The organism is Acinetobacter sp. AR_0276, from assembly GCF_003000705.1.
In the GTDB taxonomy this organism is placed as follows: Bacteria; Pseudomonadota; Gammaproteobacteria; order Pseudomonadales; family Moraxellaceae; genus Acinetobacter; species Acinetobacter nosocomialis.
Genome location: NZ_PSQO01000004.1, coordinates 654,423 through 678,118, shown reverse-complemented (window position 1 = coordinate 678,118; position 23,696 = coordinate 654,423). Strand labels below are relative to the sequence as shown.

Below are 23,696 nucleotides of genomic sequence, written 5' to 3'. Positions count from 1 at the left end.
GTATTGTAACTAGAGAGTTTTTAACTAATTTAGTTTTGCGATTGATAAGCTTTTACGTCTTGACAAACTAACTTGTTTTGCTCGTTACCAGCAGCTTTTGCATCATTACGTGCTTCTTTTAAGACTTTCTTGAAACTTTTGTCTTTGCTACGTTTTTCTAAAGCTGCAACTGGGTCTGCTTCATTTGGTAAATAATCTTTCACAAGGCGCTCATAACCTTGGGCAAATTCAGCATCTTTTTTGCCAATTAAACTTGGGCAAATTTCAGAAAGTACTTGAATTGCTGCTAATTCTTCGGGTGTAGTCCCTTTAGTCGGCGTAACTTCAACAACATTTTCATTTTCAGTTTTCTTTTCAGCTGTTTTTTTCTTGTCAGCAGCATAACCCACTGTTGCCATTGTCATGAGTAAAACAACAGAAAGTGATTGAACTAAGCTTTTTTTCATAAACATGGATAACCTGAAACAAAAATTTGAAATATGCCGATAGCTTAAACAATTTAAACGCTAAAAAAATGGAAAAAATGTATTGTTATGTAGGTTTTCTGCTTTACATAAACAGAAAACCCTTCAAAGAAAAGCGTATTGAGTCAAATAAACTTAATCTTTGTAATTTACCACTTCCTGACAAAGTTCGTGTTGCTCATGGTGATCCATTTCTTTTGCAGCTTGGCGAGCTTCACTTAAAAGTGTCTTGTATTCTGCATCATTTTGTAGGGCAGAAAAGGTAATTGACTTATTGGAATAACCACCAAGGTACATTGCAATAATCTTTTTAGTATTCGTTTCAAGATTTTTATTTGCGCCAACAAAACTAGGGCAAATTTCTTGTAAAACTTGAGTAGATGCAATGTCATCTTTAATTAAGCTATCAGCTTCTTGTGTCGAGATACCCTCATCAGCAAAAACCGTTTGCGTACACAATGTGATACTGATCCCCAATACTTGAAAAAAAGGAGCGAAAGTTTTCATTTTTTCACAATTTTATAATGCTATGGAGGCATAAATATATATAATTCAACAAATAATTCAATTGAGAAAACCTTCGGGTTTATTTGTCGAGAAAGATTTTTTGTGAATATTTTAATTGCGAATGATGACGGTGTATTTGCACCAGGTATACAGGCTTTAGCTGAAGCGTTAAAACCATTAGGCCGTGTTGTAGTAGTTGCTCCAGAAAGTGAAAGAAGTGGATTTTCGAGCGCGTTAACATTAGATCGTCCTTTACGTCCTATTCAAATTGCTGAAGATGTATGGGCTGTAAATGGAACGCCAGCCGATTGCGTCTATTTATCTATGAATGGATTGTTTGATTTCGAATTTGACTTGGTAGTTAGTGGAATCAACAGTGGTGCAAACTTAGGTGATGATGTTCTGTATTCGGGAACAGTCGGCGCTGCATTTGAAGGACGCTTAATGAAACAGCCTGCAATTGCGGTTTCTTTAGCGGGTTCTGATGTGCGTTCATACAACCATAAAGATGATTATGCGCAAGCAGCCAAATGGGTACATGACTTTATTGCCAAAGGTTTACCTGCGCTACCACCTCGACATATTTTTAATATTAATATTCCGGATGTGCCACAGCTTAAAGGGACTCAAATTACCTATCAAGGACGCCGTGCTCAGTCTAAACCCATCACAAGTCATGTCGACCCAAGAGGAAGACAGGTTTACTGGATTGGTCTGGCAGGTGAAGCAGTTACGGACCCGCAGCGTATTGCTAGCCAAATTCAATCTGACTTTTTTGCGGTTGCAAACGGTTTTGTAAGTGTGACCCCAATTCAGATGGATGCAACAAACTATGCGGTTTTAGAGGATTTACAGGCAAGCTTGGGTCAATAATTTGGCCCGAATGTTATAACTTTGTGAATATAGAAAAAGAGGAACATGTTTCCTCTTACTTTTTTGGTACTCTTAGCCGAAATGATTTGTAGCATTTAGTGAGGGAGATCGATGCATTTAACTGGGCAACAAAGCAGATCGCATATTCAAAGAGACAATATAATGAAAATTATGATGTTGTCTGTAGCTGTAGGTTTTACTGTTGCAATGGCAGGATGTGCTTCTAAACCACAAATTAATAATAGTTCTCGCTATTCAATGGCTCCTAACTATTACACCGTTCGTTCAGGTGATACTTTAAGTGGCATTGCAATGCGTTATGGTTTGGACTATCTCAGTATTGCAGAGATGAATGATATTGCTCCGCCATATCGTATTTATGTTAATCAATCATTACGATTGAAAAAATCTTCTTCACCAAAAACCGTGTCGACACAAGTCATGGCGCAACAAGAGCCAATTAAGCGCCAAACAATTGCATTACCGACAACCACAACTCCGCCAACAACAACGGTTACTACACCGCCGCCAAGAACAGTTGCACCAACAACCAATACTAGCGTAGGGGCTTCAATTCCAAGTTCAAGCTTGCGTTGGGTGAAACCAAATAATGGTCCGGTTATCCAAGGATTTAATTTGGCGAATAATGTCAAAGGAATTCGTTACGGTGGTAACCAAGGTGATCCTATTTATGCGGCAGCTGACGGTCAAGTTGTATACGCAGCCGATGGTTTAAAAGAATATGGTAATCTCGTTTTAATCAAACATATTGATGGCTATATCAGTGCCTATGCCCACAATAGCAAGATGATGGTGAAGAGTGGAGACAATGTAACCGCAGGCCAAAAGATTGCTGAAATGGGGTCTTCAGGGGCTTCTCGTGTCATGCTTGAGTTCCAAATTCGCCTTGACGGTAAACCAATCAATCCGGCAAATCTTTTACCAAATTAGCTAATGCAATAAATATAGGTTTCCTCGTATAATGTAATTGGTTGCTTTCATTACAACAATAAGCATTTTTTATAAATTTAGAATTAGATTTGAGGAAACCTATGTTAGATCAGCTTCGTGCGATGGGTGTTTTTGCTTGTGTGGTTGAAAAAAGTTCATTTAGTGGTGCGGCACGTGAATTAGGCATTACAACAAGTGCTGTCAGTCAGCAAATACGTTCTCTTGAAAATGAAATGGATGTAATTTTATTACACCGTTCTACTCGAAAACTTAGTTTGACAGAGGCTGGACAGGCTTTTTTCTCAAGTTGCCAAGAAATGTTGGCAGCAGCAGAAAGAGGCAAAATCAGAATCAATGAATTGCGAGATGACTTGATTGGTGATTTGCGTATTGCAACAACCCCAGACTTAGCAGTTCAGCACATTATTCCTGCTTTATCTCACTGGATGTCTGCCCATCGCGGTTTATCTGTTCATTTTGAAGTGGGGCATCGTTATATCGACTTAATTGAAGAGCGAATTGATATTGCAGTACGTATGAGCTCTACGCCAGTAGAAGAGAGTAGTTCTGTAGTTCCTATGGCTTTTGTCGATCAGATTTTGGTAGCCTCTCCCAGCTATCTCAATCAATCAAGCCCGATTTTGCATCCCAACGATTTAAACAACCATGAGTTGCTTTCTATCAATGCAATGAACGAATCACGCACTTTTAACTTCCAGCATGCTAAAACAGGTGAAAAATTAAATATTGAGATGGTAAGCCGTTTGCAAAGTAATAATTTGCAAGTTGCTAAAGCCTTATGTCAGCAAGGACATGGTATTGCTAGAATTTTATATTTAGATGCTCAAAAAGAATTGAAGGCTGGTTCTTTAATTGAAATTCTTCCAGATTGGAAACTTCCAGCTTTCACTTTATATGCAGAGATCGCCAAACACGATCAACAGCCGATGAAGATTCAGCGTTGTGTTGAAGCGCTTAAACAGTATTTTAGTCAATTGGCTGGCGGAAGGGCCATGCAAATTGTTCGCTAATTTTACCTTATTCATAAAAAAGGGCTTGTGATTACAAGCCCTTTTTTACTTAGTGCTATTTTTGCTTCAGAGTCGCAACTTCTTCTTGAGTCTCTTGTGGAAGATCATCAGCTGTGAGCTCTTCATGCTTTTTGATTTTTTTCTTATTTTTCTTTTTCTTCTTTGGTTCCTCTTCAATTTCTGCACCATCTTCGATGGCTTGCCAATATTCAAGTTGCTCCATTACAGCCGCATAAATAGAGTGCTTACTGTACTTGCCTTTTTTATCGAGTGTACCGACTGGACGAGCCATTAAAATTTCAAGTGCTTGGTCAATCGTATCAATCGCATGAATATGGAACTGACCAACTTTTACTGCATCAATTACATCTTGGCGTAACATCAAATGTTGCATGTTTTGACGTGGGATAATGACACCCTGTTTGCCAGTTAAACCTTGTAATTTACAAGCATCATAGAAGCCTTCAATTTTTGCATTTACACCACCAATTGGTTGAACTTGGCCTAACTGATTCATAGAACCAGTAATTGCCCATGATTGATCAATTGGTATTTGGCTAATTGCAGAAATTAATGCAGAAAGCTCGGCAACCGTTGCACTGTCACCGTCGACTTGCCCATAGCTTTGTTCAAATGCAAGCGCAGCAGAGAAGTGTAAAATCTGTTCACGGCCAAAGTGAGCTTTCAAGAAGCTAGACATGAGCAACACGCCTTTGGCATGGAGTGAACCACCTAGTTCTACACTACGTTCAATATCAAGAATATCACCACCACCTTGATAAACTGAGGCGGTCAAACGTGAAGGTAAACCAAACTCAACATCTGCATAGTGAATAACGGAGAGGGCATTGATTTGACCTAAACGGTGGCCCGAAGTTTCGATTAACTGAGTTCCACGCGATAGATCCTGCCAGTAAAGTTCTCTTAAATAGCCTAAGCGATATTGTCTATGTTGTAATGCAAGATTAATGTGTTGGTCAGTTACAATCTTTTCATTGGCTTTAAATGCATGATGATGTGCTTCACGAATGAGGTCACCCAAAGTTGAAGCATGTAATGATAGTGAGCTTTGGTCTTCCGCCTGACGGCTTGAGTCGGTAAGTAAAGCTGCTAAGGCACTACGATCAAATGGAAGTAGTTTATCTGCTTGTACATAGTCAGCAATTAGCTGCATGTAAGCTTGTTCATTTTCGTCATTACGCTGTAATGTATCGGTAAAATCTGCACGAATTTTAAATACACTACCAAGCTCTGGTTCTACTTCTAAAATTTCATAATAAATTTCAGGTTCTGCCATAAGAACCACTTTAATATCAAGTGGAACTGCAGCAGGTTCTATCGAGATAGAGCCTGTTAACGTCAACATGTGTTCAAGAGAAGAAAGCTTGAGCTGGCCTGATTTTAAAGCACGCTTTAAACCCTGCCATGCATAAGGCTGTTCGAGTAATTGCTCGGCTTCAAGCATTAAAAAACCACCATTCGCTTGATGTAGAGCACCAGGGCGAATGAGTGTGAAATCTGTGGTAATTGTACCGTTGTGCGTAAGCTGTTCTACATGACCAAGCAAGTTGTAGTGAGTTGGGAAATCTTCAAAAATAACCGGTGCACCGCTGTTTGGTTTATTTGAAACAATTACATTTGCTTGATAACGTGCTGGTACACGATTGAACATAGCAGGAGCAAAGTCATCTTCTTCTTGCTCTAAAATGAGCTCAACATTGTCAATTACATCTTGTGCATATTGTTTTAAATAATCTTCAAGCCCTTTAACTTGACCATACTTATTTAAAATTAAATCTATTCGTGGCATAACCACTTGAGTCGCGATGTCTCGATTTAAAACAGAGACTTTGTCTCGTGCATCGTCTTCTAAATCGCCTAAATGCAAACCAAGACGCTCAAGCTTTTTATCCATATAGCGAATATTCGCCGCGATTTCAGCACGCTGTTTACTATTTAAAGCATCAATTTCTGCTTGGGTCAGTTCTTGAACCTGATCATTTTTTACTTGGACAGGCACAAAACCATGCTTCTCATTTCGAGAAATTAATTTTAAATCGAGCTCTTCGCCTTCTTTTGTTAACTCAACAAGCGCTTCTTGCTGCTCATCTCCAGTTTCCTGACGAATTCGCTCAATACGGTTATGATAAGTCTCGGCACTAAAGCGGCGTTCAAGCTGTTTTAAAATAATTTGCCAAGTTTGATGAAGAGTATGTTGAAACTTGGTTCCTTGCCCAGCAGGGAAGCGTAGCGCAATTGGCTGACGCGCTTGCTTAAAGTTATAAACATATACCCAATCATCTGGAGTAGGCATTGTTTTGGCATGTTGTTGTAGTAAACGCTTAATCATGGTGCGTTTACCCAAACCTGCCGTTCCTACTGCAAAAATGTTATAACCAGAGTAGGGTAAAGAAATGCCGGCTTCTACTGAAGCTTTGGCACGATCTTGTCCTAAAAAGTTATTAAGCGGTTTTATACGTTTTGTTGAGGCTGGAATATTTTCAAAATCTGGAATATGTGTAAGTTGTTCGGGTTTTAAGGCTGTTTTATCCAAAGTCATTTTTATATCAGGTTGCTCAAAAGCTGAAGGAAATGCATTTATTGTGACGTTTGTGGTGTTTGTTTTAGCGAGTGATAAAGTTGAAGTTGTCACTTGATCAAGTTTTTGTGTCACTGTTGATATCCAGCAAAAGAAAACGAAGGTTGAAGATTAAAGGTATACAGGTTTAGCATAAAATATCAAGCAAACTTGCTGCTTTTATCACCAAAACAAAACTTGATTGCAGAAAGAATCTTGAAAGCAATTGTAAGAAGCGATTGAATAGACGCATTTATAATTTATGGAAAATAAAAAACGAATGACCACACAAACCTCTGGTTGGGTCTCGGCGTTTAAAGCATTTTTAGACCGTCGTGCATTAATTATGCTATTTCTGGGTTTTTCTGCCGGAATACCTATTTTACTAATTTTCTCTAGTCTTTCTTTATGGCTAGGTGAAGCGGGCATTGATAAAAGTGCAGTCACTTTTTTCAGTTGGGCAGCTTTGGGATATTCCTTTAAGTTTGTTTGGGCACCTCTCATTGATGAATTACCAGTACCGGTCTTGACCAAGGCTTTAGGTCGAAGACGTGCTTGGCTGCTTATTGCTCAGTGTTTAATTGTGCTTGCGATTTGTACCATGGCTTTTGCCGACCCAGCTTTAGGCCATAGCTATTTGGTTCAAATGGCAGCAGGTGCAGTGTTGCTTGGCTTCTCGGCAGCAACGCAAGATATCGTAATTGATGCTTATCGTATCGAATTAGCTGAAACTGAAATGCAGACGGTGTTGGCGTCGACTTATAATGCTGGCTACCGTATTGGTATGATTGTAGCTGGTGCTGGTGCATTATTTTTAGCAGCACATTTAGGAACAGCTAAAGGTAACTATATTTACGAGGCGTGGAAAACCACCTATTTAACCATGGCAGCAGTCATGTTGGTTGGTATTGTTACAACCTTGCTTGTCCGTGAACCTAAGGTTAATCGCGTATATAAAAACTATAAAACTACTGATTATTACCGTCTGGTTTTAGTCTTCTTTGTAGCGGTCATTTCGTTTGTCATAACTTATATTTACTCAGGTCAAATTACCGAGGCAATTTCCAAAGCTGGCAATATTCAAGATAGTGCAGCTTTATTTGGTTTAGAGGCTTTAAGATTCTTAACAGCAACTGGTTCTGCCATTTTAGTTGGTTATGTGTTAGTTAAGATGGGGGTGGTCAACCAGCAAATGGCAAAAGAAACTTGGATTGCTCCAATTCTGGATTTCTTTAAACGTTATGGTGTCAAACTCGCGTTAGTGCTTCTATTTTTGATTGGTTTTTTCCGTATTTCAGACATTATTGCCGGTGTGATCTCAAATGTCTTTTATCAAGATCTAAACTTTAGCAAAGAACAAATTGCTGAAGCTGTAAAAGTTTATGGTGTGATCTTTAGCTTGGTTGGAGGCTTCTTAGGAGGCTTATTAGCACAGCGTATGAACATCATGAAACTGATGTTTGTTGGTGCTGTATTGGCAAGTTCTACTAACCTCATTTTCATTGGTTTAGTGAAATCTGGCAAACCCCTTGATATGGTAGATGTTCAAGTGGGAGACAAACATTATAAAGCTCAGCCGGATGAAGTCGGTTATTGGAAGATTAAAGTCCCGAGTTCCAATTTTGATGGAACAAAACAAGTTGATGTAAAAGCTGGCTATGCTTTGCAAAGTCAACAAGCAGAGACCATAGTCCGAGTTCAACCTTTAGTAACAACGCATGCTGAACATGTACCCCTACAGATTTTACCTTTAATGGGAAGTGACCAAATCACTGCTAAATCTTCTGAAGGCAGTGTGGTTGTTCGTGGTCAGTATTTTGGTAAAGCTTTATCGCCTAACCAAAAGATTGTGTTGAATCTTGATGGACAGAATTTTGATGCAAAAATGACAGATCAAAAAGGTGTATTTAACGCTGCAATTGATATGCAGAAATTACTGTCATCACCAAGCAAACAAATTATTGCTTCAGTTGTAGAAGGAAACCAAAAAGTATTATCCGTTTCCCATCATTATAATGTTGCTTCAAATTCTGTAACCAAAGCTGAATTAGATGTAAATATTGATCCTCTACCATACATTGATACTCAGTCAGGTAAAGAGGTCGAGATTAGCGGTAAAGTCATTAAGCCTTATAGTTCGCTGTGGCTCTACTTTGCAATTGTTGTGGATAATATGGCTTCGGGCCTCGCGGGTGCAGCATTTATTGCATTCCTTTCGAGCCTAACCAGTGTGTCATTTACCGCTGTTCAATATGCGATCTTTAGTTCACTCATGACCCTTACACCAAAACTTTTAGGTGGATATTCAGGTACCATAGTGAGTAATATTGGGTATCCAAACTTCTTTTTGATGACCACATTGATCGGGATTCCAATCTTAATTTTAGTGGTTTGGGTTGGCAAACTACTCAAAGATCATCAAACACATGAAACAGAAAAGGCAGGTGAATAAACATGCGAATGCTTCATACAATGTTGCGAGTAGGCAATTTAGAACAATCTTTAAAGTTCTATACCGAAGTATTAGGGATGAAGTTACTTCGTAAGCGTGATTATGAAGAAGGTCGTTTTACACTAGCATTTGTTGGTTATGGCGATGAAGAAAATAATACCGTGCTTGAACTTACGCATAACTGGGATACATCAAGTTATGATTTAGGCAATGCCTATGGTCACATTGCGATTGGTGTCGAAGACGCTTACAAAGCATGTGAAGAAATCAAAGCACGTGGTGGTAAAGTTGTGCGTGAAGCAGGCCCAATGAAGGGTGGTGTAACAGTGATTGCGTTTGTTGAAGATCCAGATGGCTATAAAATCGAACTCATTCAGCAAGATGCAAACGCTAGAAATAATTAAGTAATTGACTCAGGCGCTTTAAGATTTAGGTCTTAAAAGCCTAGCTTTATTTTTATAGCCCAGTATGATGAAGGCTTGACCAAATGGTCAATTTATCAACTGGGTTTTTATTTGTCTAAAATAATCATAGGATGTGAACATGCTGAAGTTCTTGGCACTTGATCGATTTACAATTTTGTTAGTTGGTATGGTGCTACTAGCAACATTTTTTCCAGTCAGTGGTCAAGCTGCGCAGTATTTCAATACACTAACTACAGTCGCGATTGCAATTTTATTTTTCCTGCACGGTGCTAAGTTATCTCGTGAGGCAGTCATTGAAGGTATTTTGCATTGGAAAATGCACTTGCTGGTATTTGCAATTACGTTCTTTATTTTTCCTGCCCTTGGTTTATTGGCTAAACCTATTCTTTTGCCCTTATTAGGACAGCAGCTCTATTGGGGCTTTCTGTTTATGTGTTTCTTGCCCTCTACGGTTCAGTCCTCTATTGCATTTACTTCAGTGGCAAAAGGAAATGTAGCAGGTGCGGTATGTAGTGCATCTTTTTCAAACTTGGTTGGCATGTTCATTACACCAGTTTTAGTGAGTTTCTTTATTTTAGGACAAAGTCAGCATGGCTTTGATCCAACATCATCTATTATAGAAATTACGCTGTTATTATTGGTACCATTTGTTTTAGGGCAATTGCTTCGTCCTTATGTTTTTCCATATATGGCAAAAGTACCAAGTATTGTAAAAGCGTTCGATCAAGGCTCAATTTTGATGGTGGTGTATGGCGCATTTAGTGGGGCGGTGGTTGCTGGACTTTGGCATCAAGTAAACTGGAAAACCTTACTTCTTTTGGCGCTCGCTTGCTCTGTATTACTGACTATTATTATGTTGCTTGCCCTGTATTTACCGCGTGCTTTTGGTTTTAGTCGTGCCGATCAGATTACTGTTTTCTTTTGCGGTTCAAAAAAGACCTTGGCAAGTGGTGTACCAATGGCACAAATCTTATTTATTGGTCAGCCTTTAGGAATGATTGTATTGCCAATTATGATATTTCACCAAATACAGTTAATGGTGTGTGGAGTAATCGCAAATTACTGGGCTAAATCCCAAGATTAATTCGCAAAAAAAAATTATATGGCGTATAATACTGTCCACTTGTTGTGCTTAGCTCTAACCCTAGAGGTTTCGGTGGGCCAAAAGAATGGTCTGTTGTGGTGTTGATCTGCTTGTAAAAGCTTTCCTCAATTTAATTGAGAGTGATCAATTGCGATGACAGCTTAAGCCTTTCTTCAATTAGGAGTAATCGACGATGCGCGCCGATATTCACCCAAAATATGAAAAATTAGTTGCAACTTGCTCATGCGGTAACGTAATCGAAACTCGTTCTGCTTTAGGTAAAGAAACTATTTACCTTGACGTATGTTCAGCTTGCCACCCTTTCTACACTGGTAAACAAAAGAATGTAGACACTGGTGGTCGTATCGACAAATTCAAACAACGTTTTGCTGGTATGTCTCGCTCTATCAAGCGTTAATACTTCAAAACGAAACAAAAAACGGGCTTATGCCCGTTTTTTGTTTTTAGCGTCCAAGACCATTACTGGTCTTGCACATCTGTTAAACGATCAAGCTTCTTCTGAAAATAATCACCTTGTAAGAAACGTGTTTCCACATTCCATGCATTGGCAAACAGATTCATATCATTTAAGTTAGCTAATAAAATTCCAATTGGTTTTACAGTCAAATAGTTCAATACTTTTTCTTGCAAGCTATTGAGTCCTTGGTCTGAGCTTAATAGATCAGTTTTGCTAGACTGCAGTTTTACAAGCTGGATATCAAGCTGCTGTAAAATTGAATCGCTATATATAGAAGAAGCAAAGTCTCGGATTGAAACTTCTGCACCATGTTGACGTAAACGACCAATCAGCGGTTGTACTGTTGGAAGGTAGTGCTGAAGAGCTTGTTCCGAAAATTGCAAAATCAAAGGACATTCAAGTTTACTACCAATGATAGTAAGCAGTTTGGAAATCAGCTCAGGGAAGGTTTTATCTTTCAGCAAAATATCAATATTAAGGTTAATAATGAGCCTTGCTTTAGGATACTGAGCAATGAAATTATGAAGCTGTTTACAGGCTTCTACTAATATCCAGCGATCTAGTTGAATTGATAGTTCAGCATCTTCTTTTAATTCAGCTAAGTCATTTAAATCATGCCATTGTTCGTCTGCAATAAAGCCACTCGTTACTTCATAGTTATGAGTTTCTTCATCATGTTTATCGTAAATTTGCTGATACTTAAGATGTATCTCACCTTTAGCTAATTTTTGTCTTAATTGCTGTAGCAAAGAAGACTGCGAAGTCACCTCAAAGTGCTCAATCGTTAAATCAAGAGGAACAGCTTCAATGCTCGGCGAAACTGGTTTTTCTACAATAGGCGTTATTTCAAGCTGAGGAGTAACTTGAGGTAGGTTCTGCTTTTCAGCTTCATTAAGTAATGAGCTAAATGTAGTTTCAGTTAATGGTTGGTTAAGTTGAGCATAGCCAAGTTTTAACTGTACCGAAAAGTTTTGCTCATTCACTTTTAACAAGTGTTCTTTTTGCAAAGTTTGTAAACTCGTCAACTGAGAATTTAAAACCGTACTATTTTCAGCTTGTAAAATCCCGACATAACTGCCCAAGTCGACTTGGAAAATCGGCATCTGAGCATGGTCTTTTAAAAAACCATGTAGCTCATTGAAATAAAGTCCTAAAGTTTGCCAACCTTGTTGAAAAAGTCGTTCTGGACACTGTGCAAGTCTAAATAGAACTAGAGCATTTGCTTGGGCAGGGTGGGTCGATAAATGACGATTAATCTGTGGCCAAGCTGCACTTAATCCAGTCGTTTTCTCGGTTAGTGCTGTATTTGCTGGTGTTTTTAAATCAACTTGATAGTCGATGGTCAGTTGTACAGCATCTTCTTCTTGGCTCGGAATAAATTCCAGTTTTAAAGCATTATTACCAGAAATAGCTTGATGCTGACTTTGAATTTCGAAACGTGCTTGATCAAACTGGCCTAAAGAAATTTTCTTAAAACGTTGTTTAAAAATATTTAAATCGTTAGGTTGTAAGACATCTAAAATCGGCAAACCAATAATATCTTCTTCTTGCTGGAAACCAAAAAGATTCAAATATTCGGTATTTGCCTTAATATGTATACCTTCTTGAAAAATAGCGACCGCTTTATGGCTGCTATCGACCAGTGTTTGCGTATGTGTATGAATGGTATCAAGCTCAGCCAAAAGGCGCTGTTCTTTCTGTAAAAGGCGGCTATATGACAGCGCTCGAACAAGCGTAATATAGAAATAGTCCAAAGGTTCTAATGGAACTACATCATAAATACCTTTTTGAATATAGTTTTGATATTGCGATGATTGGTAGTCATCTGGTTGTAAAAGTAAAATTGGAAGCTGCGGCTGTTCTGAGGCTTGAACAAGGGAGAGAGTTTGTTCAATTTTCAAATCATACGCACGACCAAAAATAATGACATCCCACGATGTATTTAACTGCTTTTCAAAACTTTTTAAATCATCAAGTAATAAGGCATTAACTTGATAATCATTCCCCGATAATAAAGTTAAAATTTGGTTATAACGTAACTGGTTATCATCAATAATGAGTAAACGTATTTCAGTACGTTTTAACTTTTTAGATAGTAAAGAGTTTCTCACTTTAATGCTTCCCATAAATCTTGGTTATTCGCGTTACTATTCTTTTTCAGCATGAACTGATCAAGCAGATGTTGTTGTTGCTCATTCAAAAGTTCAAATTGAAATTGAATAAAACTTTGAGTAATGAGTTGTGCTTTGAGTAGATACACTTTGATTTCTTCTGTCCCCAATCGTAAATGAATTGTTTGTTGCTCTCTAAAAATTTGAGACCCCGGTAAAATAAGCGTGTTTTGTATTTCTTCTAGGTTTTGAGTTTGTAGTAATAGTGCAGGGTGGTAATTACGAGTATGGCGCTCTGCCTGAATATGTACGGCACAAGGGAACATGGCTTGCGAAAGAATTTCTAAACCCAGCTCCAGACTTTTTTCAGTCGATTGTTTAATCCAGCGAATCACACCGCCACGCCACTGACCATGCAGCGTTTCTTTGACTAAAATATATTCGCCAGTTCTTAAGTTTTTAGGAGCTTCACCAGACCATTTAATACGATAGCCATTAACACTAATATCAAGCACTGTAGTTTGGTAAATCGTCTTGCTCTCACGACTCAAGCGCTGATACGAGCTGGTCTGTTGCTCTTTTTTTTCTAAGTTTGATAAGACTTTCGATTCACTTTGTAGATTATAGTTGTTGTTAAGCTGTAGCGTTTCTTCAAAGTTTTTTGCTTTAGATAAATAAAAATGAGCAGTACTTAAACCAAAACAGATTTGCAATGCAGCATTGTATTCATAACGTTCATGACGGCGCTGTGCTGTGGTACCCAAAATGGTTTGAACGTGGAATTTTAGTGCTGGACTCAAATAAATCTTTTCATTTTTAGACATGTATTGAGCATTTTTATGCATGGTGGCAGTCACATGCTCAAGCAAGGCTTGTGTACTAATGAAAATGCTTGGGTTGAAATTTGAGCTTTGCTTTTTGTTATATACAGGTGGATGGTCTTTAGTCGGATCGACTACATATTTAGTTAAAGCAGAGTCTTTAGGCAAGATTTGAATCATGCGTGCCCAGTCAAAACTACATTGAAACAAAGCTTGAATTTCTGATTGACGAATCTGATTGGTATTAAAAATATCTAATAAAATCAGCTGAGCATATGCCTGTGTAATATTTGCTAAAGGGTGCTGTACACCTTGAATATGATTAATATTGGTTAAATGATATTTATACTGAACGGCTGTTTCATAAAGTTGATGTGCAATTAACCATTGGCCTTTTACAGGTTCGCTGTAGAGCATATGCTGTTGGTATAAAAGGTTGGTGAGTTGCTGCAATGCATGGAATGTCGCCAAAATACGCGCAGTTTGTAAGTTTTTCTTTTGTTTAAAAGAAAATAAAGAGAATTTTTGTCTTTGTAGCTGCTCGTGGCTGGTCTGTGCAATATTTAAATAAATGCTGGCAAAATAACAACGCAGCAGCATTGCCAGCTCAATAATATGCTCGTTACGGTCGGTACTAATCACCCCTTGGTTAAAGAAGTTTTTTTCTAAGCTTGCCAAAACATTATTAATAGTTGGGTGAAGCGTTTGAATTAAGTCAAAGCGGAGCGTTTCACTGCAATTTAATTCATTTAACTCCAAAATTGCGGTAAATAGCGCTTTTGAAGTATCACCCAATTGCATAATAGAAAGGGTAGTGACCCATTCATTAAGATCTTTAATGTTGGCTTCACAAAAGCTTAACCGTTCACGGGTACGTGAGGTTTGATTGTGAAAAATGTCCGAAAGTGCATTATTCATCATCACTTATTATATAACTCAAAAAGTTGTAGCCCCAAAAAGCGGTGTTTTATTCTTTTCGCCCGCAATTTCCCTGACGAGTTTAGGAACCAGATATCCAGGTAGGCTCGCTAACACGTCTTGATATATCGCATCTATTTCAGATGGCATTAAATCAAAATGTTGTGCGCCTTTTACTTTATCTAATACGTGTAAGTAATATGGCATAACGCGAGCTTCAAATAGACGATAACTTAAATCAGTTAAAGTTTGAGCAGAATCATTGACACCTTTTAGCAATACAGCCTGATTTAGTACAGTAATGTGGTGCGAAGATAACTCCATCAACTTTGAACAAGTAAAGTCATCGAGTTCAGAAGCATGGTTTGAGTGTACCACCAGAATAATACGCAGCCTACTGTTTTTTAATAAAGAAATAAGCTCTTCGTCGATTCGATTTGGAATGACAATTGGAACTCGTGAATGAATTCGCAAAATCTTAACTTGTTTGAGAGATGATAAGCGTTCTAGCCAAAGTGCAAGCTTACGATTAGAAAGTGTAAGGGGGTCACCTCCACTTAAAATCACTTCATTAATATCGGGATTAGCTTCGATATAATTTTTAATATTGAGCCAATCATCATTTTTTGGCAGATTTTCCTGATAGGGAAAGTGACGGCGGAAACAGTAACGACAATGCACAGCACATGCGCCTGTTAAGGTCAGTAAAAAACGAGATTTATATTTATGTAAAACACCCGGTAACTGATTGGCTGCTTCTTCACCTAAAGGGTCGGTTACAAACTCGGGATGCTCTTCAAGCTCTAAATGATGAGGTAATACTTGTAGTAAAAGCGGGTCAAGCGGGTTTTTAGCGTTCATTTTTCCGACGAACGCACGAGGAACACGCAATTTAAACTTTTCAGAAGCCAGAATCGCACCTGATAATAGCTGATCTGAGGATAACTCGAGTAGGCTTAGCAGTTCAGAAGGATCAGTAATAAGGTCACTGAGTTGTGATTGCCAGTTTTGCTCTTGGTATAAATAGTTTATCATTTGACACGATTAAGATAATGCAACAACGCATTATATCGCATAGTTGACTTGTTAAGTTTGGAGTGTGCCTTTCATGGCCTATTATTCTACAAATGATTTCAAAGCTGGCCTTAAGGTTATGCTTGATGGTAACCCATGTTCTATCATGGAAAACGAATATGTAAAACCAGGTAAAGGTCAAGCGTTCAACCGTGTAAAATTACGTAACCTTAAAACTGGCAAAGTATTAGAAAAAACTTTCAAATCAGGTGACTCTTTAGAAGCGGCTGACATCGTTGAAGTTGAAATGGATTACTTATACAACGATGGTGAAATGTGGAACTTCATGGATCCTGTAACTTTTGAGCAAATCGCTGCAGACAAAACTGCAATGGGCGATGCTGCTAAATGGTTAAAAGACGATTCAAATGAAAAATGTACAATTATGTTGTTCAACGGTGTACCTTTAACTGTAAACCCACCGAACTTCGTTGTATTAAAAATCGTTGAAACTGATCCGGGCGTACGTGGTGATACATCTGGCGGTGGCGGTAAACCAGCTAAGCTTGAAACAGGTGCGGTTGTTCGTGTTCCGTTATTTGTTCAGCAAGAAGAAAGCGTTCGTGTAGATACTCGTACTGGTGAGTATTTAGAGCGTGCATAATAGTTAAAAAATAAACTATTATCGAAGGGATGATGTAAATCATCCCTTTTTTTATGCGAAAGTATAAGAGGAAAAAAGAAAAAGGAGGAGTAGAGTCACAGGGATTAAGAGAAACAGTACATAACAATATAAAAATGCTGTAGTTATTTATTGAGAGGTTAAGAATGGACACAATGCAAGCGAAATCTACGCTTCCCTCCAAGCTGGTCTGGAGCCTAGTGGCAATTATAGGTGCAATTTCTTTTGGGATGCTGGCACTCAGTCGTGGTGAACATGTTAACGCGGTTTGGCTTGTACTGGCTGCAGCATGTGTATATAGCATCGCATATCGATTTTATAGTCTATTTATTGTAACTAAAGTATTTGAATTAAACCCAAGACGTTTAACCCCAGCACATCGTTTAGCCGATGGTCTGGATTATGTACCCACTAATAAATATGTACTTTTCGGTCATCACTTTGCTGCAATTGCAGGGGCAGGACCGTTAGTTGGACCAATTCTGGCTGCACAAATGGGCTTTTTACCAGGAACGATCTGGTTATTGGTCGGTGTTGTGTTGGCGGGTGCAGTACAAGACTTTTTAGTTTTATTTATCTCAACACGTCGTGATGGTCGTTCACTTGGTGAAATGGCAAAGCAGGAACTTGGTTCTTTTGCTGGTGTTGTGGTGATGCTCGGTGCACTCGGGGTAATGATTATTATCCTTGCCGTACTGGCGTTAGTGGTTGTTAAAGCACTTGCACATAGTCCATGGGGTGTCTTTAGTATTGCAGCAACCATTCCAATTGCATTGTTCATGGGCGTTTATATGCGCTTTATCCGTCCGGGACGTATTGCAGAAGTTTCAATTATTGGCTTTGTTTTAATGATGCTGGCAATTGTCTATGGTGGACATGTTGCAGCAGATCCGTACTGGGGTGAGTTCTTCACTTTAACGGGTACACAACTTACTTGGTGTCTCATCATTTATGGTTTTATCGCATCGGTATTGCCAGTTTGGTTGTTATTAGCACCGCGTGATTATTTATCTACCTTCCTCAAAATCGGGGTGATTCTTGGTTTGGCGGTGGGTATTATCATTGCATTACCTGAATTGAAAATGCCGGCTGTAACCCACTTCATTGATGGTACAGGTCCAGTTTTCTCAGGTAGCTTATTCCCATTCCTATTTATTACCATTGCCTGTGGTGCCATCTCTGGTTTCCATGCGCTTGTTTCTAGTGGTACAACACCAAAACTCGTCAATAACGAAGCTGACATGCGCATGATTGGCTATGGCGGTATGCTTATGGAGTCTTTTGTCGGGATCATGGCAATGATCTGTGCGACAGTGTTAGACCCAGGTGTGTACTTTGCGATTAATGCGCCAGCGGCAGTACTCGGTACAACTGTAGAAACTGCGGCAGAGGCTGTACGTAACTTAGGTTTTGTTGTTACCCCAGAAATGCTGACCGTGTTGGCTCAAGAAGTAGGTGAAAGCTCGATTCTTTCACGTACAGGTGGTGCACCTACCTTCGCTATTGGTATGGCTCATATCATTTCTGAAATTTTTAATAGCCGCCAAATGATGGCATTTTGGTATCACTTTGCCATTTTGTTTGAAGCATTGTTTATTTTAACTGCTGTCGATGCCGGTACTCGCGCTTGTCGTTTCATGGTGCAAGACACGGTAGGTATTGTTATTCCTGCGGTTAAAGCATCAGGTTCATTCTTTGGTAATTTGGTTGGTACAGCGGTTGCAGTAGGTGGATGGGGCTTCTTCGTTTATCAAGGTGTAATTGACCCACTTGGTGGTGTTAACTCATTATGGCCTCTGTTTGGTGTTGGTAACCAAATGCTGGCTTCTATGGCACTCATTTTAGGTACAGTCATTCTGTTTAAAATGAAAAAAGAAAAATATGTATGGGTAACGATTATTCCGACTATTTTCTTGTTCGTGACCTGTATGACTGCGGGTTGGCAAAAGATTTTCCACGAAAACCCAAAAATTGGTTTCTTGGCGCAAGCGCATAAGTTCTCTGACGCGATTGCTCATGGTGAAATTATTAAACCAGCCAAAACTATTGCTGAGATGCAAAACATTGTGATGTCGAATCAGATTAATGCTGCGCTTTGTGGCTTCTTTATGATTGTTTCGATTGTCATGATTATTGCCTCAATTGGTATTGTTCGCCGTGCTTTAGCGAGTCCAAAACCGACTGTAAATGAAGCGCCTGCGGTATATGCCGATCCTGAAGTGGTTACCACTCGAGGAGAATAAAGATGAATTTTAAATTTGCAAAAAATGGAACTGTCATTATTGCGAAAATCATCAAAATGACAGTGCTCTCGCAAAAAGAGCTATTACTTTCTCCAAAGAACTGGTCGCGTATAGCAACCTTGTGGCAACGTTTACAGCAAAGCTTCCGATTGATGGTTGGTGTGCCGGACTATCAAACATATTTGGAGCATATGAAAGCCCATCATCCAGATTTAACACCTATGGATGCAAAGACTTTCTATCGACATTGTGTTGATGTGCGTTATCCATCGGCAGGTGGTACTTTGAAGAAATGCCCATGTTAAGTTGAGCTTGATATTTGGCTAACCAAAGACGGTATGTGGTTGAACCATGTACCGTTTTACTTTTTGGGAAATGAAAAAGAGTTTGCTCAAAGTCTGCTCATTTGTATTTTTTTCAATGGCAAATCTCTTGTTTTGCTTTTGAAAAATGAATATGATGCTTTCCATTCTAGGTGTATAGCTCAGTTGGTTAGAGCGCTACGTTGACATCGTAGAGGTCTCCAGTTCGAGTCTGGATATACCTACCAAGATTTATAAAGGGTTTACATTGTTTTAATAACATGTAAGCCCTTTTTTAATGCCTGTTTTTGGAATTAAACTGATTAGAGTTAAAATCAACAGCGAAGATTGAAGCGGGATAGTGGGTGAGATGGCGACCTGCCCCCATTGAGATTAAGTTGTAAAAATGATCACGACAAGAAGCAGGTCATTAAGCTATTCATAAAATGGCTTTGGCAAGTTAGCCCACCTAAGCATTTAAGCAAATAGAGCTAAGTCATGGGCCGAATATAGCATTCAAGCTTTACTTATACATAGGTTGTTTTGGCTTAATTTGAAAGATTTGTTTTCTTTATGAGCAATCAATTTTCAGTATATACAAAGCATATATTTACCAGCTAAATAAGTATTTTTATAGATATAGCAGATATAGAAAAAAGCCCTAAATAATTAGGGCTTTTTTATTACTCACTTTCGACAATCGTCTTCACCGAGTTCGTCTTTACTATATGATTGATTAAGTTTCTTTAACCACGACTGTTCCTTCTCACCAATCCAAGTAAAAATATCGCTGTAGATAGTCTGATCCTTAGATGGTAGTTCATTTTTAGATTGTCTAATAAATTTAGCCATCCAGCATAAATCATTTAATTTACGCGTATTCAAACTTTCTTCAATAACGAAATCCTTTCCAATTTCCGTTTCAAAAGTTCGCAAAATATCTGCTTTTTCTAAAGTGGAGTAGATCATTGCTTTCTTTACTTCACTTGTTTCAGAAGCTAAAGCCTTTTGATAAACATGATGATCTGTGATCACCATATTCACTGCTCCACGTGTCGCATTTACTAAAGCTTCACGGTCATTATTTACTTGTGTATTAGCACAGCCAGTAATCGCAAGTAATAGTAAAGGTACAATAAATTTTTTAGAAAAGTTGCTGATTGCCAACACTGTGAGGATCTCCATTGTATTCTCTATTTTCTTTCATAATCTGGATCATTTTAGGGTTGTAATCCTGATTGAATACTTTTTTAAACATTTCTCTATTGATGAAAAGTGGACCATTATTTCTTCGTAATTTTGTCAAATCGGCACTTGCTGATCCAGCATTTAATTTTGAAAGTGTATCTTTTAAGTCTCCAATTTTTGAGTAAATTTCCTTGCCTTGGTCGAATTTGCTTAAATTACGAAGTTCAAGAAGTTCATCTACGGCAAATGTACTTAAGAAGCGAACTTTAAATGCTGTTTGCTGAAATTCACCAACAATTCGCGCACCTTCTTTCATTGCATGTTTGAGTACATAATTATGAAACTTTATATACATTCCTGTATGAAAAGCAGGATCAGACATATTACTTGAAGGAAGTTTATTTACATCCCATTCCATACCAAAACGTACAGCCATTAATAGTTCAATATCATTTTTGACTTCTGACCATTGATTTATGTTCATCATAAAATTGTATGGTCTTGCCATGTAATAGTTTCTAATTTTTATATGTTCATTACAAAGTGGTTCAGTAATTTCACAAACTTTTTGTTCGGTTGGATAAGCATCCCAAGCGGGCGAGGTGTCAGGTATATTACGACTATAAGGGTTTCTTAAATTTTTATCTGACATTATTAATTCCACTCAGCCATAGGTTCGGATAAATCAAAAGTTGTTAAATCAATTTCTTTGGCTTCAGTACCCGTTTTAATTAATTTTGTATAACCACTTTTGTCAGTAAATCCTTCAATTTCGGTTCCGTCAGGACTCTTTAATTTAAAATACTGTTGTGCAAGTGGTTTGCCTGTCTCTTGATCTTTAAGTTGGAACTTAAGTCCGTGTTCGTCAGTTTGAGGTGCAAAACTATTTTGAGTTTGTGCTGTGCTTGAAGATGAACCTTGAGCCGCTCCACCACCGTTATCTTGAACAACTAAACTTTGTTGCGGAAGTAGCTTACAGCCACAAGACAGAGAGTCACCAACACGCGCAGCCAGTTTGCCAAAAATATTCATGCACGGATCGCCTGATACAATGGTGGCTACTAATTTATGTGTAGGGCAGGTGGCTTTATCACCTGTGCAAGCTACGGCTTTCCCATCAATGAGAAATAATGAATTTCCACTAATTACTTTACCGCCGCCCGTGGTTGGGCAACCTATGGTTATATAGGGTGTAGCCAAATTATCATTCCTTGTTATTCTCATGAATTAGGCAAATGATAACAAAGAAAAATATACAGATCTGTCTATTTTTATGTAAACTTGAATAGCTCTAAATGGTTTATAAAGCCTTAAACTACAATGGTTTAGGGCTTTTTATTGCTTTATATAACGATATTTGAATAGATATATTTTTTCTTTATTAATGTGACATAGCTATCTACCACATAAGTAAGAGAGGTAAAGTTGATAGAAGTATTCTGAATTCAAATACTATGAGAGTAGACTAATTTTTGTGTTTATTAGTCCCCTTTATTATAGGAAGTAATATCTTATTGATTATTAATGCTCTTGATTTTTATATTTTGATCAATGATAGTGGGTTATAGGTGTTAGTGCTTTTTAAATAAGAATAATAATTTCATATCAAGTAGATATGGATGAGTTCACATGAGATTGGACGTCAAAAAATGTCTGTAATGACATTGGGTGCTTTAGGGGTGGTTTTTGGTGATATAGGTACTAGCCCACTTTACGCTTTTACCCAATGTTTTCATACATCACATAATGTTCCTATAAATGAAGTGAATGTTCTAGGCATTTTATCATTGATTTTTTGGGCACTGATGATCGTGGTGTCCTTGAAGTTTAGTATGTTAATTATGCGTGCTGATAATCATGGTGAGGGGGCATCTTAGCTTTATTAGCTCTTAACATGCACAATAAGCAAATTGGGCCTAAAGTGCGCTTTGGGTTAATTACAATTGGTTTATTTGGTGCTTCATTGTTTTTGGGTGATGGCATTATTACCCCCGCTATTTCAGTATTGTCAGCAGTAGAGGGATTGTCGGTAGCAACCCCTATTTTTACACCGTATGTAATACCAATTACGATTGTGATTCTAATTGGATTATTTATGATCCAGAAGAAGGGAACTGGATCCGTAGGCCGTTTTTTTGGACCAATCATGCTAATCTGGTTTTTATCATTAGGTTTTATTGGCCTATCTCACATTATCAAGAACCCTTATATCTTAAATATGCTTAATCCGTATTGGGCTTTTCCTTTCATTGAAAATAACCCCGTGACTGCATTTGTAGTTATGGGAGCAGTAGTATTGACGATTACAGGTGGAGAGGCACTATATGCGGATATGGGCCATTTTGGTCGTAAGCCAATTCAATTAGCTTGGTTTTTGGTTGCGCTACCATGCTTGGTATTAAACTATGCAGGACAAGGCGCATTAATTTTGCAAAACCCGCAGGCCATCGAGAATACTTTTTTCATGATGGTACCTAAAATAGCATTATATCCTATGATTGCTTTAGCAACTGCTGCGACAGTAATTGCCTCTCAGGCAGTTATTTCAGGTGTGTTTTCTATGGCACGTCAAGCTATGCAATTAGGTTATTTACCACGTTTTGCGATTGACCATACCTCTGAATCTGAAATTGGTCAGATTTATATACCAGCATTGAACTGGATGTTGCTTGGTATGATTATTAGTTTAGTACTTATGTTTCAATCTAGCGCTAATCTAGGTTCGGCTTATGGTATTGCAGTAACTTTGACTATGTTTTGCGATACGATTTTAGTTGCTTTCATCATGTATCACTTATGGAAATGGCCTTCGTGGGTCATGTTGTTAATTGCGATACCTTTGCTAATTCCAGATCTCCTCTTTATTGCTTCAACTTCACTAAAAATTGTAGATGGCGGCTGGTTCCCATTAATGATGGGTGCGATCACTTTTATAATTATGACAACATGGCGCCGTGGACGTGAATTACTACTGAACAAGTTGCAAAATGACACTATGCCATTAGATTTATTTATTAAGAGCTTAGAGTCTAGTGCTTATATGGTGAGTGGAACGGCTGTATTTATGACAAGTAGTCCAAAAGTTGTTCCTCATGCTTTATTACATAATTTAAAACATAACAAAATACTTCATGAACGTAATATTTTGATCACCATAAATACTCGTGACATTCCTTATGTAGATGAATCTGAACGTATGGATGTCGAAGTATTAGATAAACATTTTTTACGTGTTAGTGCTTATTATGGATTTAAAGAGCAGCCAAATGTACCTCAAGCATTAGAACAAGCTTTAACTAAGTTGAATCAACCATATAACATTATGGACACAAGCTTTTTTGTATCACGTGAACGTGTAATTCATAACGTAGGTGATGGTATTGTTTCATGGCGTGAAAAACTGTTCATTTCTATGCAACTTAATACGAGTCCTGCTAGTGATTTCTTCCAGATACCAGCTAACCGAGTGGTGGAAATGGGGAGCCAAGTAGAGATTTAGGGATGTCTTGATTGATTTTATATATGCGGAAATAAGAGGCTTTTTAAGGCTTAAATTTAGAAGATTTAAGCCTTT

At 38.2% G+C, this 23,696-nt stretch carries 19 protein-coding genes, 1 tRNA gene and 1 pseudogene; 12 read left to right on the top strand and 9 right to left on the bottom strand.

What is annotated here, in order from left to right:
* Positions 1–29 precede the first annotated feature (29 nt).
* A complete protein-coding gene (locus CSB87_RS04070) occupies positions 30–452 on the bottom strand; it encodes an MCR_0457 family protein (RefSeq protein WP_002052886.1) in 423 nt (140 codons plus the stop codon).
* Positions 453–599: 147 nt separating this feature from the next.
* Positions 600–971, bottom strand: coding sequence for an MCR_0457 family protein (locus tag CSB87_RS04065; RefSeq protein WP_004886002.1), 372 nt, complete (start codon positions 969–971; stop codon positions 600–602).
* 102 nt (positions 972–1,073) lie between these two features.
* Between CSB87_RS04065 and surE the strand changes: the two genes are divergently transcribed.
* The 3 genes from surE to CSB87_RS04050 all read left to right on the top strand — a co-directional run bounded on the left by surE (position 1,074) and on the right by CSB87_RS04050 (position 3,826).
* Positions 1,074–1,844 (top strand): 5'/3'-nucleotidase SurE, encoded by a 771-nt coding sequence (surE, locus tag CSB87_RS04060; RefSeq protein WP_002052561.1) that lies wholly within the window; start codon positions 1,074–1,076, stop codon positions 1,842–1,844.
* A 111-nt stretch (positions 1,845–1,955) separates the two neighbouring features.
* The gene (locus CSB87_RS04055; RefSeq protein ID WP_016804676.1) at positions 1,956–2,795 is read left to right on the top strand and encodes a peptidoglycan DD-metalloendopeptidase family protein; all 840 of its coding nucleotides are present in this window, start codon (positions 1,956–1,958) and stop codon (positions 2,793–2,795) included.
* Between the two features lie 101 nt (positions 2,796–2,896).
* The gene (locus CSB87_RS04050) at positions 2,897–3,826 is read left to right on the top strand and encodes a LysR family transcriptional regulator (RefSeq protein ID WP_002052792.1); all 930 of its coding nucleotides are present in this window, start codon (positions 2,897–2,899) and stop codon (positions 3,824–3,826) included.
* A gap of 55 nt (positions 3,827–3,881) precedes the next feature.
* Here CSB87_RS04050 and CSB87_RS04045 read toward each other — a convergent pair whose 3' ends face one another.
* A complete protein-coding gene (locus CSB87_RS04045; protein ID WP_004707676.1) occupies positions 3,882–6,500 on the bottom strand; it encodes a Lon protease family protein in 2,619 nt (872 codons plus the stop codon).
* 166 nt (positions 6,501–6,666) lie between these two features.
* Between CSB87_RS04045 and CSB87_RS04040 the strand changes: the two genes are divergently transcribed.
* The 4 genes from CSB87_RS04040 to rpmE all read left to right on the top strand — a co-directional run bounded on the left by CSB87_RS04040 (position 6,667) and on the right by rpmE (position 10,783).
* A complete protein-coding gene (locus CSB87_RS04040; RefSeq protein WP_079377793.1) occupies positions 6,667–8,856 on the top strand; it encodes an AmpG family muropeptide MFS transporter in 2,190 nt (729 codons plus the stop codon).
* Between the two features lie 2 nt (positions 8,857–8,858).
* Complete coding sequence (gene gloA, locus CSB87_RS04035; protein ID WP_002052709.1) at positions 8,859–9,260, top strand: lactoylglutathione lyase; 402 nt, start codon at positions 8,859–8,861, stop codon at positions 9,258–9,260.
* Positions 9,261–9,393: 133 nt separating this feature from the next.
* Positions 9,394–10,365: a bile acid:sodium symporter family protein gene (locus tag CSB87_RS04030; protein ID WP_006580654.1), complete on the top strand. Its 972-nt coding sequence runs from the start codon at positions 9,394–9,396 to the stop codon at positions 10,363–10,365.
* A gap of 193 nt (positions 10,366–10,558) precedes the next feature.
* Positions 10,559–10,783: a 50S ribosomal protein L31 gene (gene rpmE / locus CSB87_RS04025; RefSeq protein WP_001200845.1), complete on the top strand. Its 225-nt coding sequence runs from the start codon at positions 10,559–10,561 to the stop codon at positions 10,781–10,783.
* Positions 10,784–10,845: 62 nt separating this feature from the next.
* Here rpmE and CSB87_RS04020 read toward each other — a convergent pair whose 3' ends face one another.
* From CSB87_RS04020 to epmB, 3 genes are read right to left on the bottom strand one after another with little or no spacing between them, the layout of a single operon-like run.
* Positions 10,846–12,954 (bottom strand): EAL domain-containing protein, encoded by a 2,109-nt coding sequence (locus CSB87_RS04020; protein WP_079377851.1) that lies wholly within the window; start codon positions 12,952–12,954, stop codon positions 10,846–10,848.
* Complete coding sequence (locus CSB87_RS04015) at positions 12,951–14,696, bottom strand: hypothetical protein (protein ID WP_004707685.1); 1,746 nt, start codon at positions 14,694–14,696, stop codon at positions 12,951–12,953. The genes CSB87_RS04020 and CSB87_RS04015 overlap by 4 nt, the downstream gene beginning before the upstream one ends.
* A 15-nt stretch (positions 14,697–14,711) precedes the next feature.
* Positions 14,712–15,728, bottom strand: coding sequence for an EF-P beta-lysylation protein EpmB (gene epmB / locus CSB87_RS04010; protein WP_002052728.1), 1,017 nt, complete (start codon positions 15,726–15,728; stop codon positions 14,712–14,714).
* A 73-nt stretch (positions 15,729–15,801) separates the two neighbouring features.
* Between epmB and efp the strand changes: the two genes are divergently transcribed.
* The 4 genes from efp to CSB87_RS03990 all read left to right on the top strand — a co-directional run bounded on the left by efp (position 15,802) and on the right by CSB87_RS03990 (position 19,182).
* The gene (gene efp, locus CSB87_RS04005; protein ID WP_002052936.1) at positions 15,802–16,371 is read left to right on the top strand and encodes an elongation factor P; all 570 of its coding nucleotides are present in this window, start codon (positions 15,802–15,804) and stop codon (positions 16,369–16,371) included.
* 164 nt (positions 16,372–16,535) lie between these two features.
* Positions 16,536–18,632 carry a carbon starvation CstA family protein gene (locus CSB87_RS04000; RefSeq protein WP_031953002.1) on the top strand — a complete coding sequence of 699 codons (2,097 nt, stop codon included), beginning with the start codon at positions 16,536–16,538 and terminating at the stop codon, positions 18,630–18,632.
* 2 nt (positions 18,633–18,634) lie between these two features.
* Positions 18,635–18,937, top strand: coding sequence for a YbdD/YjiX family protein (locus tag CSB87_RS03995; RefSeq protein ID WP_002052430.1), 303 nt, complete (start codon positions 18,635–18,637; stop codon positions 18,935–18,937).
* A 168-nt stretch (positions 18,938–19,105) separates the two neighbouring features.
* A tRNA-Val gene (locus CSB87_RS03990) sits at positions 19,106–19,182 on the top strand.
* A gap of 439 nt (positions 19,183–19,621) precedes the next feature.
* Here CSB87_RS03990 and CSB87_RS03985 read toward each other — a convergent pair.
* From CSB87_RS03985 to CSB87_RS03975, 3 genes are read right to left on the bottom strand one after another with little or no spacing between them, the layout of a single operon-like run.
* Entirely contained in the window at positions 19,622–20,119 is a 498-nt protein-coding gene (locus CSB87_RS03985) for a hypothetical protein (RefSeq protein ID WP_079377792.1), read from the bottom strand.
* On the bottom strand, positions 20,079–20,774 hold the full coding sequence (locus CSB87_RS03980) for a hypothetical protein (RefSeq protein WP_031952999.1): 696 nt from the start codon (positions 20,772–20,774) through the stop codon (positions 20,079–20,081). The genes CSB87_RS03985 and CSB87_RS03980 overlap by 41 nt, the downstream gene beginning before the upstream one ends.
* Positions 20,775–20,776: 2 nt before the next feature.
* Complete coding sequence (locus tag CSB87_RS03975) at positions 20,777–21,322, bottom strand: PAAR domain-containing protein (RefSeq protein ID WP_031952998.1); 546 nt, start codon at positions 21,320–21,322, stop codon at positions 20,777–20,779.
* Positions 21,323–21,741: 419 nt separating this feature from the next.
* Between CSB87_RS03975 and CSB87_RS03970 the strand changes: the two are divergent.
* Positions 21,742–23,621, top strand: a pseudogene (locus tag CSB87_RS03970) (potassium transporter Kup).
* Positions 23,622–23,696 lie beyond the last annotated feature (75 nt).